Consider the following 16,576-nt stretch of genomic DNA (forward strand, 5'->3'; position numbering starts at 1 on the left):
CCGCCCACCCCGGGGAGGACGGCCGCCCCCCGGCTACCGTAGGGACTCCTCCGCGGCCTTGCGGACCGCGCTGGTCAGCCCCTCCACATCCGCCTCGGTCATCGCCGCGCCGAGCCCGACGGTGACCGAGCGGCCGATGATCCCCTCACTCGTCCGCATCCGGGGCGGCCGCTCCCAGCGCACGCCCCAGGCGGTGCGCCCGTCGCGGACGGCCGGATTGGAGGTGACCGTCCGCCCCTGGTACAGGGTGTGCGCGGGGACGCCCTCGGCGTGCAGCGCGGCGGTGAACCGGCGGGCCTGGAGCCGCGAGCCGAGCAGCGCCGTCAGGTCGCCGCCCGAGCCCTCCTCGTCCGGCAGTTGGCGCCACTCCAGCGGCAGGTCGGAGACGGACGCGCGCACCCGCCGCGCCACCTCGCGCAGCCGCCGGTTCATCCCGTCCAGCCGGTCGAGTTGGACGGTGAGGATCGCCCCGGCCAGCTCCGTCATCCGCAGGTTGCAGCCGAGGAACGGGGCGACCTCCGCCTCCCCCTCGGGCTCCGGACCGCCCCGGCCCGGCCCGCGCGAGGTGCTGAACTGACCGCCCTGGTCCTGGAACCGGACGACCCGCTGGTGGGCGGCGGCGTCCCGCAGGGTGACCGCGCCGCCCTCGCCCGCGGTGAGGTTCTTGTCCTGCTGGAAGCTGAACGCCCCGGCGTCGCCCAGCGAACCGGCCGGGCGGCCCCGGTAGTTGACTCCGGCGGCCTGCGCGGCGTCCTCCACGACCCGCAGCCCGTGCCGCTCCGCGACGCGCAGCAGCGGATCCATGTCCGCCGCCGCGTTGTTGAGGTGGACGGGCAGCACGCCCCAGGTCCGCTCGGTGACGGCGCTCTCCAGCGCGGCCGGGTCGAGGGTGAGGCTGTCGTCGATGTCGGCGAAGACCGGGACGCCGCGCGCCGCGACCACCGCGCTGACGCTGCCGACGAAGGTGACCGCCGGGATCACCACCTCGGCGCCCTCCGGGATGCCGAGCCCCACCAGCGCGGCGGTCAGCGCGGCGGTGCCGGAGGAGACGCCGACCGCGTACGGGCAGCCGGTCCGCTCGGCGAACGCCGCCTCGAACGCGTCGACATGGCGCGGCGCGCGCGGCCCGTAGTAGCGGAACAGGGAGCGGGAGCGCAGGACTTCGACGGCGGCCTCGACCTCCCGTTCGTCCCAGAGGGCCAGCGCCCGGGACGGTTCGTACCGCCACCCGCCGTCCGGCGGGGCGCCACCGGGGGTGGCCGGTGCGGTGGGGGAGGCGGCCCGGGTGGGGTGCCGGTTGTCCGGTGACGCGGGGTCCGGTTCGGTCATCGGGCGCCGTCCCCCTCACTGACCCCGCCGTCCGCGGAGCCGTCGCCGTCCGGTGCCGGATCGTCTGTTACCGCATCGTCTGTCGAAGCGCTTTCGGACATAGGGGCGTTGGCGGTGCCGATGGCGCTGTCCAGTTCGGCGGCGCTGTGGCCCACCAGGAAGTCCTCCAGGAAGAGGTAGTCGAGCTTGCTGGAGCCGAAGAAGGCCAGCGCCTCCTCCGGGGTCTCCACGATCGGCTCCCCGCGGTCGTTGAAGGAGGTGTTGAGCACCACCGGGGTGGAGGTCAACTCCTCGAAGCGGGCGACGAGTTCGTAGAACGGCCCGTTGGCCTCCGGGGTGAGGGTCTGCACCCGCGCGGTGCCGTCGACGTGGGTGATGGCCGGGACCTCGGACTGCTTCTCCTCCCGCACGGGCGCGACGATCAGCATGAACGGCGACTCGATGTCCAGGTCGAAGTACTCGGGGGCCCGGTGGGCGAGCACCGCCGGGGCGAACGGGCGGAACCACTCGCGGTGCTTCACCTTGCTGTTGAGGATGTCCTTCATCTCGGCGCGGCGCGGGTCGGCCAGGATGCTGCGGTGCCCGAGCGCGCGGGGACCGAACTCCGAACCCCCGGTGAACCAGCCCAACAGAGCGCCGCCCGGCAGGAGTTCGGCGGCCAACTGGGCCGGTCGCGCCACCCGGCGGTAGGGCAGCCCGGACTCCTCCAGCGCCGACCGGAGACGCTTCGTGGGGTAGGAGCGGCCGAGGTAGCTGTGCCGCTGCACGCCGCGCGCGGTGCGCGTCGCGCGGGGGCGCGGCCGCTCACCGAGGACGTGGTAGCCGTAGTAGGCGCAGCCGACCGCGCAGCCGTTGTCGCCCGCGGCGGGCTGCGCGAACACGTCGGTGAACGGGGTCTCCCGCAGAATCCGGCCGTTCGCCACGGAGTTGAGCACGATGCCGCCCGCCAGGCAGAGGCGGGTCAGACCGGTCTCGGAGTGCAGCCAGCGCGCCGCGTGCAGCAGCGCCGTCTCCAGCAACTCCTGTGCCGCCCAGGCCAGATCGGCGCCGCGCGCGAAGAGTTCGTCTCCCTCCAGGCCCTCCAGCGCCCGCTCGACGAAGTCCAGCAGACCACCGTCCTTGAGGTGCAGCGCGTAGCGGCCCTCGGGCAGCAGGTCGAGGTAGCGGTGGAAGACGGAGCGGTAGCGGTCGCCGCCGTAGGGCGCGAGGCCCATCGTCTTGCCGTCCTCGGTGAGGTACCAGGCGCCCTCCTCGTAGAGGGTGAAGCCGATGGCGCGGCTGACCGCCTTGTACATGAACCCGAGCGAGTGGTCACTGTCCCCGGCCTGGTAGACGCGGTGGGCCCGCAGTCCGTCGGTGGACCAGTTGGTGCCGTACACCTTGGAGAGTTCGGTGATCTCCACCCCGTCGCCGACCGACATGGTCATCGTCTCCACGCCGTGCCCGTCGATGAGGCTGCCCGCGCCGTCGGTCACCAGGATCGCGGCGGTGGGGAAGGGGGAGGGGTGGAACGCGCTGGCGGCGTGCGCCAGATGGTGTCTGATCAGCGTGGTCCGGCTGCGGAACGGGAAGTAGCAGGTCGGGAGGAGGGTGTCGTCCGCGACGATCGCCCCGAGGCCGTCCAGCCGCGCTCCCCGGGTCTCCAGGCAGTATCGCCAGTCGCGGTTGGCCATTGAGTTGACGTTGACAGCGTACTTGCGCCGTGTTAATCGCTCTTCTTCGATACCGACGCTGATTTCGCCGTTCTCGACCAGGCAGGCCGAGAAGTCGTGATTGGAACCGCCGAGCCCAAGAGCGAGCATGCGCCGTCCCTAACTCTGGTGTGAATGGGGGATGATGACGCGCGGCCGGTAACGCTACACGCGCTGCCGGGTCACGGTCCAGGGTGCCTACAACGACCTCCCCAGGTCCAGAGCGCCCGGGCAAACGGACAGTTCTGGCCAGTTTCCGACGGAGATGCGGCGGACTCGAAACCGCCCCCTTTCCCGGGGGGTTGCCTCGTTGACCGGCTGAGCTGAGGAAACCTACACTTCCAGCCGAAGTCCGAGCCAGCGCACGTAGCTACCGGAATGGTGATGAGCATGGCGCTGAAGAACGACTTTCGTGCCGCGATGTTCGCGCGACGCGACAGCCAGGATCGCCTCAAACTCCTCATGAATGACATGGTCATCGAGGAGCAGCTCTGTCAGATGCGGTGCTCATACTGCCTGACCGAGGATTTCAACCTCCTGATGAACGTGCCGGACGCCCGGCTCCGGCTGACCACCGACCGCCGCGCCGACTGGCACCAGGTCCTCGCCTCCTACCACGCCTCCGTGGACAGCCCGATCATGCGCCTCAGCGGCGGCGAGTTCTTCTGGCTCAAGGGGTCGACCGAGTTCGTCGCCGAATGCAGCAGCATGTACGAGGTGGTTCAGGTAATCACCAACGGGGTGTTCCTCACCCCGCAGCGACTCGAAAAGCTCGCGGAACTCGGAAACGTCCAGCTGTGCCTCTCGCTCGACGGGCACACCCTGGCGATGAACGACCACCGTCTCCCGCCGAAACAGCACAAGCTTTTCGACGTCATCATGCGGAATCTCGACAACGCCGCGAAGATGGGAATTCCCATCGAGATCCAGTCGGTGCTCAGTGACAAGAACGCCGACGGTCAGGCCGACTTCGCCCGTTTCCTGCTCGACAACTACGGCGAAGGCGTCATGCTCTATTTCTTCCCGGTGCGCGGGGACAACAAGGACAGCCTCGCCCCGCCGCTCGGGGACCACTTCGCCGAACTCCTCGACCGCTACGACGAGCTGGAGACCGTCCTTCCGCCCCGCCCGTTCGTCGAGCTGATCGGCGCCCAGCTGCGCACCGGGGAACGTACGCTGCGCTGCTTCGCCACCGCCACGATGGTCCAGCTGTTCGGGCAGGGCGACGTCTCCTGCTGCCCCTACGCCTGGCTCAGCCCGATGGGCAACATCCAGGAGCAACCCACGCTGATCCACGAGCAGTTCGGCAAGCACCAGCACTACGACATGTTCATGCAGCCACGGCCGCGCTTCCCGTACTGCAAGAGCTGCACCGGCCCCATCGATGTCGTCAACCTCTATCTCATGGGTGAGATATCCGAAACGGAGATCGCCCGGTGCGCCCCCTATGCCGGACCAGCGGCCCTCGCCCGGCTCCGTGAACTCAAAGCAGCGTTTGATCCCATCTTCTCCCAGTAAACCCCCAGGAGCCCCATGATTTCCGTGGACGGTATCTCCGCCGACGATTTCGACGCCGCGCTGCCCGGCCCGCTCCCGGCACTTCCCGAGCACGACCTGCTCACCCTCGCCGGAGACTGGCTCGGCGAGCTGGCGCCCTGGCGGAACACCGCCGCCCTCGACACCATCGCCGCGTCCCTCGCCGCGCCCACCCCGGTCGGTGCGGCGGCCCCGCCCGCGCCGGAACCGGGCGCCGCCACCCCGGGCGAGCCCTCCCCGGCGGCGCTCTCGACGCTCGCCGCGCTGTTCGTGCTGGGGCGCGCCGTCCCCGAGGAGGCCGCCCGCGAGCAGGTGCCGGAAGCGCTCCTGAACCTGCTGCTGCGCGCCAAGGTGCTCTCCCGCGAGTCCGGCGCGCTCACCGCCGAGTACTGCCTGGTGCGCGGGGACGGCCTGGCGCTGCTCGCCGCCTGGCGGGCCGCCGGACGCGACTACGGCTCCTACGCTCCCTGGGTCGGCACCGACTCCGTGACGCTCTCCCGCCTCATCTCCTCGCGCGGACACCCGCGTTCGGCGCTGGACCTGGGCTGCGGCACCGGCGTCCTGGGGCTGTCCGCCGCCCGGAACGGCGCGCGCACGCTGGCGGTGGACGTCAACCCCGAGTGCACCGCGGCGGCCACCGTCAACGCCCGGCTCAACGGGCTCGGTGACCGGCTGCGCACCGCTGAGGGCGACATCATGTCGCTCGACCTGGACGAGCGCTTCGACCTGGTGGTCTCCAACCCGCCCTGTCTGCCCCTGCGTCGGGGCGCCCTGGGCTGGCTGGCGGGTGAGGCGGGCCTGGACGGACTGGAGTTCTTCTGGGAGCTGCTGGACCGAGTGCCCGGCCTGCTCACCGACCGTGGGGAGGCGCTGCTCCAGGCGGCCGCCTACGGGGACGAGAACGGACCGTTCTTCGTCACCGAACTCGTAGACCGTGTACGTCAGTTGGGGGTGTCGGGCACCCTGTTGCTGCGCCCGTCGACCCCACCGAGGTGGCCCGCCTTCGCTCCGCGCGACGCACGAGGCCAGCTCCTCGGGCCTCTCGGGGACGAGGTGAGCGCCTACGTGCGCAGCATCGGCGCCACCCACTACTACGGCTTCGTGCTCTCGCTGCGGACCACCGGACCGGCCGGCGCGCTCCGCGTCGGCCGATTCCAGTAGCCCCGTCGCACGGATCAACAACCGTGCGAACAGCAGATGTTGGTGCCTGACGTGCACGACGAGGGCCCGTTCCGTCCACCGGGACGGAACGGGCCCTCCGGGCTGTCCGGGCGCTCACCCCACCCGGGGCGCGGTCACCCCGGGCCCGCCGCCCGCCCGGCGTCCTCCGCCGCCCCGGATGGGGCGGGCACCGTGGCGCCGGGCGTCGCCGCCCCGCCGGGGGCGGGGGCCTCCGCCCGGGCCGTCGCGCCGTCCGGCAGCACCCAACCGGGCCCCAACTGGCCCCGCTCCGCGGCCACCACGGCGTCCGCGACCTCCGTCGCGGACAGCGCCGAGGTGTCGATCTCGCGCACGCCCGGCACTCCGGGGACCTCCGCGTCCAGGAACGACTCGGCGAGCCGCCCCTCCACGTAGTGCTCGCTGCCCGCGTCCCGCCGGATCCGCGCGGCCAGCGCGTCCGGGGTGGCGCGCAGCCCGTAGCAGACCCAGTCGGCGCCGAGTTCCTCGAAGACCGCGCGCAGTGGCTCCAACGCCCGCCCCGCCAGCACCACTCCGCTGATCACGATGACGCGGGAGCCCCAGTCCCGGTAGACCGGTATCGAGGCTCTGAGCGTGTCGGCCATCAGCGCGTACAGACTCTCGGTGCTCTGCCAGGGGTAGACGACCGGATCGCAGTCGATCGCCGCGGCCGGAACCGCGTACCGCGCCACCAACTGGTGCGCCAGCCGCGTCTTGCCCACCCCGGGGGCTCCGGTCACCACCACCACGCGTAAGCCCGCGGGCGGGCTGGTGCGGTCCGTGCTCTCTGTCTCCATGCGCGTCCCTCGCTCGTCCTCGCCTCGCCACTCGCACACCGGTGGGCGCCACGCCCCACCGGAGACCCACGGCCCTCTCCCCCCGCGCCCCGCCCCGCACGGCGGTACCGGGGCAGTCGCGTGGGCCCGCCCTCACCAACTCCCCGGCGCCGCCGTGGTGCTCCCCCGGAGCCGCCCGAACATCCATCGGTGGGGCAACCGTTGACGACCTCGGAGCACCGGAACGGACGAGCGTGAGAAGCCCGAACGCCGGTGTGAGCGCGGGGCGTCGGGGGCGGGAGGGTACCGGCTCCCGGCGGCCGCCGGGGCCGGACCGGCGGATCAGCCGCCGCCGGTACCGCCCGTGGCGCCGGTACCGTCCGTGGCGGCGTCCGTACCGGCGTCCGCCTCCCGCACGGTGCCGACCAGCCGGAAGCCCAGGTGCGGAACCTTGAGGATCTTCGCGCCGGAGTCGATGTCCTCCAGCTTCTGCTTCAGCACCGACGACACCCTGTTGATGTTGTCCTCACCGGTGGCTCGCTCCAACTCCCCGCGCGCCACGATCTGTCCGGGCCGGTCCGCGAGGGTCCGCAGCATCTGCGCCTCCCCGTGGCTGACCTCGGCGTCCCGGGGACCGGAGCTGAGCCGTAACCGGCCCTCCACGGGGGGCCCGAGGAGGGTGAGCACCTGCGTGGACTCGGGCGGGGTGACGCTCTTCAGATAGCCCAGCGTCTCCACCACCCGCTCCCGGCGCAGCGGGCTGGCCAGCGTGAAGCTGAACCCGTCGGTGACGGCGCGCAGGACGTCGGTCGCCGCCACCTCGTCCAGCACCGCGATGGGGTAGCCGCCGCGCCCCTTCACCTGGGCGGGGGTGAGCCCGTCGGCGGCCGAGACGCGGTGGAAGGAGGCGAGGAGCACGTCCGGGAAGTCCCGCTCCTCCTCCGGGTCCGCGTCGTGCAGCGCGAGTCCGGTCTCGGAGCACGCCTCCCCGAGGACGTGCAGATCGGCGGGCGCGACGGACTGGGCCAGTACGTACATGGGCGAATCCCTTCACGAAGTGGAGCCCTGAGCCTCAACCGAGGGGTGTTCTCACCGTTTCCGTTTGCCGGGACCGATCCGGGAACCGGGTCCACAGCCTTTCCGCCGCCACCGCGCCCGACGCTCCCCCGGCCCCGTCAGCCCGGCGCGGACGCCCCAACTCCGGGGCATACAGGGGCTGTTCGGTGTCCGGCGATGTGGTTCCGCGCCGTGCGGCCGGTACCACCGGCCCGGTGGCGTCGCTCAACTCCCGGGCCAGCGCCCGGTCGTGGCGTCCGATGCGGCGGACGATGCCCTGCCGCACCTGGATGCGGTACGCCCGCAGCGCCTCCTGCTTGGCGAACCTCGCCCGCTCGTCCATCGGCTGCGACTCGGCCCGCAACCCCCCGAGCCCCAGCCGCCGCAGCCGGTCCGAGAGCCCGGCGGCCACCTCTCCGGCGCCGGCGAAGAGCGCGTACGGCTGGTCCTCGTAGAAGGAGACCCGGGCGGCGTCCAGGGTGCCGCGCTCCAGCAGCGCGATGACCGCCTCCCGGCAGGCCACATGGTCGATATGGCCACCGACCGCCAGCGGGGCGCAGACCCAGCGGGCCCCCGCCAGTTCCTCGGCCAGCCGTACCGTCATCTCGCGGAAGAGCGCGGGCTCCTCGGCGGCGAAGGAGTCGCTGAGCGGGTCGTCGGCGAAGAACCGGTCGCGCTGGGCCTCGCGGTCGGCCGCGTCGACGAAGCCCAGCCCCGTGGACTCCGCGCCCAGCACCCGGGCCGCCGCCCCCTCCTCCTCCAGCAGCAACCGCGAGGTCAGCCAGGGGCGTTCGGCGTAGTACGGCTCCTTCGTCCAGGTCTCCTCGCTGAAGACGTTCAGCACCCGGCCGGAGTGCCGGAAGACGGTCCCACCGAGGGCGAGACTCGCGTCGTCCGGATGGGGCGAGACGACGTACGGCCGCCGGGCCGGTGGCTCCGGATCGCAGCCCGGCGCCGCCCCGTTGACCCCGGAACCCCGCGACGGACGGCGGGACGCACCGGCCGCCGCATCCGAACGGCGGGGCGGTGCAGGGTCGTTGGGGCCGGACGTGGCGGCGCCGGCCGAGCCGACGGTCCGGGGGTCAGCCGCCTCCAGCGGGCGGGCGAGCAGCACCACGCCCAGCTCGCGCAGCGCCAGCGCCGCGGCGCGCTCCCGTGCGGACAGTGCCCCGAGCGGGCGGCTGCCGTCCCAACGAGGCAGCGCGCACCGGGGGTTGGGGACGGGCGTCGCCTCCCCGCCCTCCCCTCCCGGCTCGCCGCGCTCCGGCGGGTCCGGCGGAATCGGCTGTACACCGCCGTCCGGCGGCTCGGTCCGGCCAGCCGGTGCGCCGCCGTCGTCCAGCGGCGTCCCGTAACCGGGGTGGGTGAGGGGAGGGAGCGGGCTGAGGTCGAGGGGACGGCCCAGGAAACGGTGGCTACCGTCGGCGGCCGTCTCCAGATGCGGAAGGGTGAGCGGGCACCAGTGGTCGGGAATCTCCGGCAGGCTGGACTCCACCGCTCGGACTATACAGAGCACGGCGCTGTTGCCACAGGGTGCCAACTTCGCGCTCCGCACGCCCTGTTGAAGCCCCCGACCGCCCCCGCCCCCGCTGTTTCGGCCCCCGGCCCAACCCGACGCGGAGCCGTTCACGAGCCTCGTCGTCCACGCCACCGTGGCCGCTCCCGGCGACCCGGCGGCTCCCGGCACCCCGGCCGGATCCGGCGCCCGGCCCGACGCCGGTGGCTGGTCCGGTGCCGGTGCCGGTGCCAGTCAGTGCCATTGCCGTCGCCTCCGCCGCTGCTGGGGCGCTGGGCGCGTACGGCCGTTCCGGGCAGGGGGCGCCGCTCCGGCGAGGAGGTCTGCCGCTCCGGAGGGGCGCCGCGCGCGGGGCGGGCGGCGCCGCGCCGGGCGGGTGGGCGCGCCGCCCGACGTCCGGGCGAGCACGGCACGCACCGTCGACGACCGACCAACCACCCTGGGAATGAGCGGAGTTGGGTTCAGGTCGCGACGGAGCGGACGTTCTCGGCGACGAGTTCGCGAGTGCGGTCCGGGCTGAGGTACGCGTCCGTGTACTCGAAGTCGTCCAGTCCGGTGCGCCGCATCAGGAAGCCGGTGCGCAGGAAGTCGTCACCGGTGGCCGCGTTCAGCAGCCAGTTGGCGACGGTGCGGAACTTGGCGGTGCCGGACCGGAGTTCCATCAGGTGGTACCCGCGCGCCACCGCCTGTGCCGGGAGGCCCGACAGCTCCACCCCCAGCGGGTTGGCGACCGCGTCCGTGCCACCCAGGTCCACCACCAGCCCCAGGTCCCGGTGCCGGTAGGGCACCGTGGGCCCCCCGCGCAGCGTGGCCACGATGTTCCGCGCCGCGTGCCTCCCCTGCCGGGCGGCGTGCTGCGCGGTCGGCGGGCACACCGCGTCGCTGCCGGAGGACAGGTCCGGGACGGCGGCGGCGTCGCCCAGCCCGAACACGCCGGGCAGCCCGGGCACCGTCAGGTCCGCGTTGACCGCCAGCCGCCCCCGTACGGTCTCCGCCTCCAGGGTGGACACCAGCGGGCTCGCGGCCACCCCGGCCGTCCAGATCAGCGTGTGGCTGTTCAGCACCGTGCCGTTGGTGAGCCGGATGTACCCGTCACCGACCTCCGCGACGGACACCCCGAGGGTGACGTCCGTGCCGCGCCGGGTCAGGATCTCCAGCGCCTTCTGCCCCAGCCGCTCGCCCAGCTCCGGCATCAACCGGGGCGCCACGTCCAGCAGATGCCAGGTGATCAGTGACGGGTCGAGCCCCGGGTAGCGCGAGGCGGCGCTGTTGGTGAGGCGCTGGAGGCAGGCGACCGTCTCGGTGCCCGCGTAGCCGCCGCCCACCACCACGAACTGGAGACGCGCGGCCCGTTCCGCTGGATCGGTCGTGGCCGCCGCGAGGTCGAGCTGCGCGATCACGTGATCGCGGATGTACGCCGCCTCCGCGAGGGTCTTCACCCCGCTCGCGTGCCGGGTCAGCCCGGGGATGTCGAACCGCCGGGTCACGCTGCCCGGGGTGAACACCAGGTAGTCGTAGTGCCGCAGCACCACCTCGTCGGTGATCAGCCGGACCACACAGGCCCGTTCGGCGGTGTCCACCCCGATCACCCCGCCGGGCACGATCGTCGTCCGCCGCAGCACCCGGCGCAGCGGCGAGGCCACCGACTGCGGGGTCAGCACGCCCGAGGTGACCTGCGGCAGCAGCGGCAGGTACAGCTGGTAGCTGAACGGGGTGATCAGCGTCAGCTCCGCCTCCCGCACGCCGAGCCGGTGCTCCAGGACCCGCGCGCACTCCACCCCGGCGAATCCGCCGCCCACGATGAGGATCCTCGGTCGTTCCATGGTGGTCACTCGCCTCGCTGGTACGCGGTCTGCCGCACACCACAGTCAGGGGACACATCGTGCGAAAACCCACGAAAAGGCTCGCATGGTGTACCGGCCCCCGCCACTCCGCCCGCACCACTCCCCCCGATGACGCCCGGTGGGGGCGTTCGGCGGCTGGCCCCGCCGGTGACGCGAGCCGGTGAGGTGGGCCGGTCTCGTGGGCCCGGTGAGGTGGCCGGTGGTGCGGGCCGCTGGTGTGCGGCGGCCGCGGGCCCCGACGTACGCGCCCGGGCGGACGGCGTCGATCCGTGGCGCGGGCCGGGCGGACGGGGCCGGACTACGGGGTGGCGGACGAGGGCACGTCCAGCGCCCGGACCCACAGGTCGATCACCGCGTCGAGCGAGGGCGGGGGGATCGTCGACGCGGCGCTCGCCGTCTCGGCGGCGGGCCGCTCGGCGGCGGACGTCGCGGTGCGCCCGTCGGGTGCGGCGCGTCCGTCCGCCGCGTCCCCGTCCCCGGCGGCCGGATCCCGTGGGGGTGGGTCGAGGACGGCGCCGTGCAGTTGGGCCTCGATGCCCTGGACGGCGAGCAGCGCCAGGCCCTCGGGGTCGGAGCCGCCGAGGCCCAGACGGCGCAGGTGACCGCCGAGCGCGACGGCGATCTCGCGCTCGAAGGCGCGTAGTTCGGCGACGAGGGCGGGCACCCGCGGGGTCTGGTCGAACAGCAGCCGGTGCGCGCCGGGCCGCTCGCCGTGCGGGGCGGCGGCGGTGGCGACCAGCCCCGCGACGAGGGGGCGCAGGCCGAGCCGCCGTTCGGCCGCGACGTCGAGGAACCGCCGCAGCTCCTCCCCGGCGGCCCGCAGATGCCGCTGCGCCAGTGCCGTCAGCAGGGCGTCCTTGTTCGGGACGTACTGGTACAGCGAGCCGATGGACACCCCGGCCCGCTCGGCGACCTTGTTGGTGGTGGTGGCCGCGTAGCCGTGCCGCTGGAAAAGCTGAGCCGCCGCCTCCAGGATCGCCTCCCAGGTCTCCCGGGACCGCTGCTGACGTGGGGATTTACGGGGGACTGCCATCGGGCTCCCATGCGAGTACCAAAAGCCGAAGATTACTCGCATTATGGCGGGGGCGCCGTTCGGCGTCTTCCACCCAGTCCTTTTCCTCGCGGAGGCCGTGTGCCCGCCGTCCAGCTCGTCTCGCCCATCTCCCCCGTCTCGTCGGTCTCCCCCGTCTCGTCCGGGGATCCCCTCGCGTCCGTCGCGCCTGATCTGCCGCTGCTGCTGGACTACGCCGCCCGGGTCCTGCCCGGGCTGGTCCTCGTCGCCGGATGCTTCCTGCTCGCCGGGCCGTTACGCGACCCGCTCGCCCGGATCGCGCTGCTGATCGGCGGCTTCGTGCTGGTGCGGGACGCGATGACGCCGGTGGGGCTCTGGCGCGTCGGCACCACGGAATCCGTGCCCTGGCTGCGGATGCTCGCCGACCCCGCGCTGCTTCTGGCGCTGGGCGGCGGAACGCTCGCCGCCACCTGGGCCGTGCTGCGCGCGGACCGGAGACTGTCCGCGCTGGTCGTCTGGGGCCGGGCGGACCTGCCCACCGTCGCCTGCGGACTGGGCGGCGGACTGCTGGCCGCCGCACCGGTGCTGGCCCTGTCCGCCACGGTTCCCCAGGGGGAGCGGGGCGGCGCGGTGGCCGCGAGCATCCTCCCCGTCCTGGCGTTCTTCACACTGACCGGCAACCTCGCGGAGGAGGTGCTCTTCCGTGGACTCTTGCAGGGCCGCCTGGCGACGGAGATGAGCGGCGCCCAGGCCGCCGTCTGCTCGGCGCTGGCCTTCGCGGCCTGCCACGCCTTCTTGGCGTCCACCGTCACCGACGCGGGCTGGCCGCTGCTGGTCTTCACCCTCTACGAGGGGCTGATCTGCGCGTTCCTGCGTCTTCGACGGGGAGTGCTCGCCGCCGCCCTGGCCCATGGCTCCGCCATCTTCCTGCTGGCCGCGGCGCTGTTCTGAGCCCCCTCCCGCGCGCGCCCCGTCCAGCCTGGGTCCAGCGTGGGCCAGCCTGGGTCCGGATGGGTCCGGATGGGTCCGGGCGGGTCCGGGCGGTCAGTGGGGTCAGTGGGCGGACGTGGGCGGGTGCGTGGGGGTGGCGGTTCTGCGGGCCAGCACCCGGTACGCGTTGCTCCCCCGGGTACGCCGCACCACGGGGCGCAGCGCCGCGTCCAGCCCGGAGGCCACCGCCAGCGCGGGCGCGCCCAGCAGCCAGACCGCGGAGCGCCGCAGCCGCCGCCAGCGGGTGGGTTCGACGGAGAGCCACGGCAGCCGCGGGTCGGGCCCGAGCGAACTCAAGGCGAGGGCGAGCCCGTACAGCAGGTCCCAGCCCTGGTGGGCCGCGCCGCGCTGGACGGCGACCGGTTCGAAGCCGCGCTCGGTCAGGGCGTCGAGCAGGTTGCGCGGCGGGATGAGGTGCTGGTGCTGCGGTTGCAGCCACGGAACCCACCAGCGGCCGAGGAGACGGCCGAAGAACGACTCCGGGTCGGGCAGTTCGATGAGCAGGTGACCGTCGGTCGGGACGACCGCCGCGGCGGTGTCGAGTTCGCGGAAGGGATCCCGGGTGTGCTCCAGGTAGTGGTGCATGCTGACCACGTCGTACCGGCCCGCCAGGCCGGGCGCCAGCTCGGTGAACTCGCCCCGGTGGCAGCCGTCGAGCCAGCCGCGCCGGTGCCCCTCCTCGACGCTGACGCCCTGGTCGAGACCGTCGAAGACGGTGTCCGGCCAGAGGCGTCGCGCGCTGCGGCAGAAGTGGCCGTACCCGGTGCCGACGTCCAGCCAGGAGCGGGGTGTGGTGTACGGGCGGACGAGTTCGGCCCGGCCCCGGTAGGACTGCTCCCGCCGGTCGAAGAGCCGCTGGGCGAGGCCCTCGCCCAGGCCGTCGTAGAAGTCGCGGTAGTAGAAGTCCAGCCCGGCGGGCGTCAGTCGGGGGTTCTGGAAGATGTGCCGGCAGTCGCCGCAGCGCTCCAGGACGAAGTGGCCCGGCTTGTGCTGGATGAGGTCGGGCGTCCGCAGCCGCACGGACAGCCGGGCCGAGCCGCACCAGGGACAGGTGTCCCGCCGGGGTTCGAGGAACCGCTCGACGCCGTGGGCCAACTCGGCCTGGTACGCGGCACGGTGGGCGCTGAGATCGCCGGTGATGTCGCCGGTGATGTCGCCGGTGATGTCGGTGGTGATGTCGGTGGGGGGATCGGTGGAGGGGACGGCGGACGGGGCGGTGGAGGGGTCAGTGGAGGGGTCGGTGTTCATAGGAGTCGCTCCAGGTGCTGCGCGGCGGCGGAGGCCCCGCCCGCGCTGTGGAAGGCCTGCTGGATACCGCTCGCCGCCTGGCGGAACGAGGGATCGTCGAGTACCGCGCTGACGGCGGTGGCCACCGCGTCCGGGGTGGCGCGGGCGAAGGGGACCCGCAGGGCCGCCCCCGCGGCGACGACCTGCTCGGCCACGACCGGCTGGTCGTCCCGGATGGGCGCGACCACCAACGGCAGCCCGGCCGCGAGGGTTTCGCACACCGTGTTGTGCCCGGCGTGGCAGAGGACGGCGTCCACCCGCTCCAGCAGCTCCAACTGCGGGAGGAACGGGGCTGTCAGGAGACCGCGCGGAGGGCCGGGCAGCGCTCCCGCCGGATCGGCCACGATGAACTGGACGCGCTCCGCGAGCAGTTCGGACACCCGGGCGATGGTGCGCAGGAAACGGGTCCCGGCGCTTCCGGAGAGGGTGCCCAGCGAGACCAGCACCCGGGAGCGGTGCGCGTCGAGCCGGTGCCACGGGAAGTCGCTGACCGGCGGGCGGGGGGTGATCGCCGGGCCGACGAGGGCGTAGTGCGGGGGAAAGTCACCCCGGCCGACCAGCTCCGGCACGCTGTAGACGAGCGTGAGGTGCTCGGAGAACCGCAGGTCGGAGCGGTGGGTGTCGGCGTCCGCGATCCCGCCGCGCTGTTGCAGCTCCGTCAGCAGCCCCCTGATCCAGCCGTCGACCCTGGGTAACTGGTGGACGGAGTTGGTGAGTTCGGCGGAGCTGGACGCGGAGGTCGCCCAGGTCAGGCCGCGCCTGCGACCGACCACCGCCCCGGCCAGCGCCTGCTGGTCGGCGACGAGGACCGTGGGCCGGAACCGTTCCACGGCCTCCTCCACGGTGGGCACCATGGTCTCGGCCAGCGGGATCAGCGCGTCCTGCCAGAGCGACCGCAGGGCGGCGAACCCGCGCTGGGTACCGGGCCGTTGGGGCGGTACCGCGTGCGGCTCGGACCGCTGGACGGGGAAGAGGGTGGCCCCGGGCGGCAGCATCCCCCGCAGCGGATCCGGGAAGCCGACCCAGGCCGTCTCGTGGTCCCGCTGGCCGAGGGCCCGGGCCACGGCCACGGCCGGGTTGATGTGTCCGACGAACGGTGGCATCACGAAGAGGAACCGGCTCATGGGGTCCCCCCGGAACGCCGGGCGCCCACCGTCGTGCCAGCGGGACCAGCGGGACCAGCGGGACCAGCGGGACCAGCCGGATCAGCCGGACCGGCGGGACCAGTGGGAACTGCCGGGCCGGTGGGAACTGCCGGGCCAGTGGGAACTGCCGGGCTGGTTGGTTCAGTTGGGGCCGCCCCCACCCCTGTTCCCACTCCGGCGGGCGCGGACACGGGCCCGGGCGCGGGGCCGGGGGCCGATGGGGGTGCCGATCCCGACGCGGACGGGGACGCCGAGACGGGTGCGGACGCTGGGCCGGGCACCGGGCCGGGCGGGGGCGCCTGCCGAGGAGTCGCCCAAGCGCGGTCCGCCGCCGGTGGTTGGGGGCGGGGCGACGGTTCGGGGCGCGGGGGCGAGGGGCTGCCGGACGGCGCCGGGGGGTTCGCCCGTGGTGGCTGGGCGGAGCATGCGGGTGGGAGGTGCCGGGTCGGGGGCGGGGGCCGCCGGGCCAGCCAGGCCACGAGCTGGGCGGCGAGCCGGGGTCCGCCCTCGGCCACCACGAAGTGCCCGTGGTGCGGGAGCACCACCACCTCGCCGTCGGGGACCAGCCGTTCGAGGTGCGCGGCGCGGTCCACGAGGTCGGAGTCGCCGCCGTACACCGCGAGGATCGGGCAGCGGAGTCCGCTCAGCCGTTCGGGACCGCCTCGGGGGGCCGGAGGGTTCCGGTGTTCGGCGCCGAGCGTGGTCTCCCGCAGCAGCGCCTCGATCTGCCGTTCCGGCAGTCGCCCGTCCGGCCGGGTGCGCTCCCGGCCGAGCATCGCCTCCGGACCGGCCGTCCGCGCCAAGTCCAGGTCAGACACGGGGAGTTCGGCGTCGAGCAGAGCCAGTCCCGCCACGCGTCCGGGGTGCCGCAGCGCGAACTCCAGGGCGATGGTGCCGCCGAAGCTGTGGCCCACCAGCTGGACGGGGTAGGCGAGCCCCAGCGCGTCGAGCAGCGCGCGCAGGTCGGTGACCATGTCGTCGAGGGCGTACCCGGTGGGGGGACGGGAGCTGCGGCCGTGGCCCCGCAGGTCGTACAGGACCGCCTCGTGTCCGGCGCGGGCCACCGGATCGGCCAGGCTGAAGTAGAGGCTCGCCAGGTTGTCGACCAGCAGTCCATGCAGGAACACCACGGTGTGCGAGGAGCGTTGGGCGCCCGGCGCGGGCGGCAGCCGCCGGACGTGGAAGTCGACCCCGTTGGCCGTGACCCGTGCCATC

The 16,576-nt window shown here is 73.6% G+C and carries 13 protein-coding genes; 3 read left to right on the forward strand and 10 right to left on the reverse strand.

The annotated features are described in order from the left end of the window. Positions 1-33: 33 nt before the first annotated feature. Together E0L36_RS19055 and E0L36_RS19060 are read right to left on the reverse strand one after the other, a co-directional pair. Positions 34-1,329, reverse strand: coding sequence for a DegT/DnrJ/EryC1/StrS aminotransferase family protein (locus E0L36_RS19055; protein WP_180930339.1), 1,296 nt, complete (start codon positions 1,327-1,329; stop codon positions 34-36). Further along, positions 1,326-3,131, reverse strand: a complete 1,806-nt coding sequence (locus tag E0L36_RS19060) for a carbamoyltransferase C-terminal domain-containing protein (protein ID WP_180930340.1) — start codon at positions 3,129-3,131, stop codon at positions 1,326-1,328. Before E0L36_RS19060 ends, E0L36_RS19055 begins: the two co-directional genes overlap by 4 nt. A gap of 279 nt (positions 3,132-3,410) precedes the next feature. Between E0L36_RS19060 and E0L36_RS19065 the strand changes: the two genes are divergently transcribed. Both E0L36_RS19065 and E0L36_RS19070 read left to right on the forward strand, forming a co-directional pair. Continuing rightward, complete coding sequence (locus E0L36_RS19065; RefSeq protein ID WP_258016333.1) at positions 3,411-4,538, forward strand: radical SAM protein; 1,128 nt, start codon at positions 3,411-3,413, stop codon at positions 4,536-4,538. Between the two features lie 15 nt (positions 4,539-4,553). Continuing rightward, a complete protein-coding gene (locus tag E0L36_RS19070; protein WP_180930341.1) occupies positions 4,554-5,717 on the forward strand; it encodes a methyltransferase in 1,164 nt (387 codons plus the stop codon). A 134-nt stretch (positions 5,718-5,851) separates the two neighbouring features. Here E0L36_RS19070 and E0L36_RS19075 read toward each other — a convergent pair whose 3' ends face one another. The 5 genes from E0L36_RS19075 to E0L36_RS19095 all read right to left on the reverse strand — a co-directional run bounded on the left by E0L36_RS19075 (position 5,852) and on the right by E0L36_RS19095 (position 11,960). Beyond that, positions 5,852-6,532, reverse strand: a complete 681-nt coding sequence (locus E0L36_RS19075; protein ID WP_180930342.1) for a hypothetical protein — start codon at positions 6,530-6,532, stop codon at positions 5,852-5,854. A gap of 321 nt (positions 6,533-6,853) precedes the next feature. After that, positions 6,854-7,549, reverse strand: coding sequence for a helix-turn-helix domain-containing protein (locus tag E0L36_RS19080; protein ID WP_180930343.1), 696 nt, complete (start codon positions 7,547-7,549; stop codon positions 6,854-6,856). 34 nt (positions 7,550-7,583) lie between these two features. Then, positions 7,584-9,062: a PIG-L deacetylase family protein gene (locus E0L36_RS19085; RefSeq protein WP_180930344.1), complete on the reverse strand. Its 1,479-nt coding sequence runs from the start codon at positions 9,060-9,062 to the stop codon at positions 7,584-7,586. A gap of 482 nt (positions 9,063-9,544) precedes the next feature. Next, positions 9,545-10,906 carry an NAD(P)/FAD-dependent oxidoreductase gene (locus tag E0L36_RS19090; RefSeq protein ID WP_180930345.1) on the reverse strand — a complete coding sequence of 454 codons (1,362 nt, stop codon included), beginning with the start codon at positions 10,904-10,906 and terminating at the stop codon, positions 9,545-9,547. 319 nt (positions 10,907-11,225) lie between these two features. Then, positions 11,226-11,960 carry a TetR/AcrR family transcriptional regulator gene (locus E0L36_RS19095; RefSeq protein WP_180930346.1) on the reverse strand — a complete coding sequence of 245 codons (735 nt, stop codon included), beginning with the start codon at positions 11,958-11,960 and terminating at the stop codon, positions 11,226-11,228. Between the two features lie 99 nt (positions 11,961-12,059). Between E0L36_RS19095 and E0L36_RS19100 the strand changes: the two genes are divergently transcribed. Further along, entirely contained in the window at positions 12,060-12,890 is an 831-nt protein-coding gene (locus tag E0L36_RS19100; RefSeq protein ID WP_308416834.1) for a CPBP family intramembrane glutamic endopeptidase, read from the forward strand. Positions 12,891-12,992: 102 nt separating this feature from the next. Here the strand turns inward: E0L36_RS19100 and E0L36_RS19105 are convergent, their stop codons facing one another. Genes E0L36_RS19105 through E0L36_RS19115 form a run of 3 tightly spaced genes read right to left on the reverse strand, consistent with a single transcriptional unit; the run spans position 12,993 to position 16,575 of the window. Then, complete coding sequence (locus E0L36_RS19105; protein WP_180930348.1) at positions 12,993-14,177, reverse strand: class I SAM-dependent methyltransferase; 1,185 nt, start codon at positions 14,175-14,177, stop codon at positions 12,993-12,995. Continuing rightward, positions 14,174-15,340: a glycosyltransferase gene (locus E0L36_RS19110; RefSeq protein ID WP_180930349.1), complete on the reverse strand. Its 1,167-nt coding sequence runs from the start codon at positions 15,338-15,340 to the stop codon at positions 14,174-14,176. The genes E0L36_RS19105 and E0L36_RS19110 overlap by 4 nt, the downstream gene beginning before the upstream one ends. After that, the gene (locus E0L36_RS19115) at positions 15,337-16,575 is read right to left on the reverse strand and encodes an alpha/beta fold hydrolase (RefSeq protein ID WP_180930350.1); all 1,239 of its coding nucleotides are present in this window, start codon (positions 16,573-16,575) and stop codon (positions 15,337-15,339) included. The genes E0L36_RS19110 and E0L36_RS19115 overlap by 4 nt, the downstream gene beginning before the upstream one ends. Between the last annotated feature and the right edge of the window lies 1 nt (position 16,576).

This window comes from Streptomyces sp. AJS327 (assembly GCF_013450295.1).
In the GTDB taxonomy this organism is placed as follows: Bacteria; Actinomycetota; Actinomycetes; order Streptomycetales; family Streptomycetaceae; genus Streptomyces.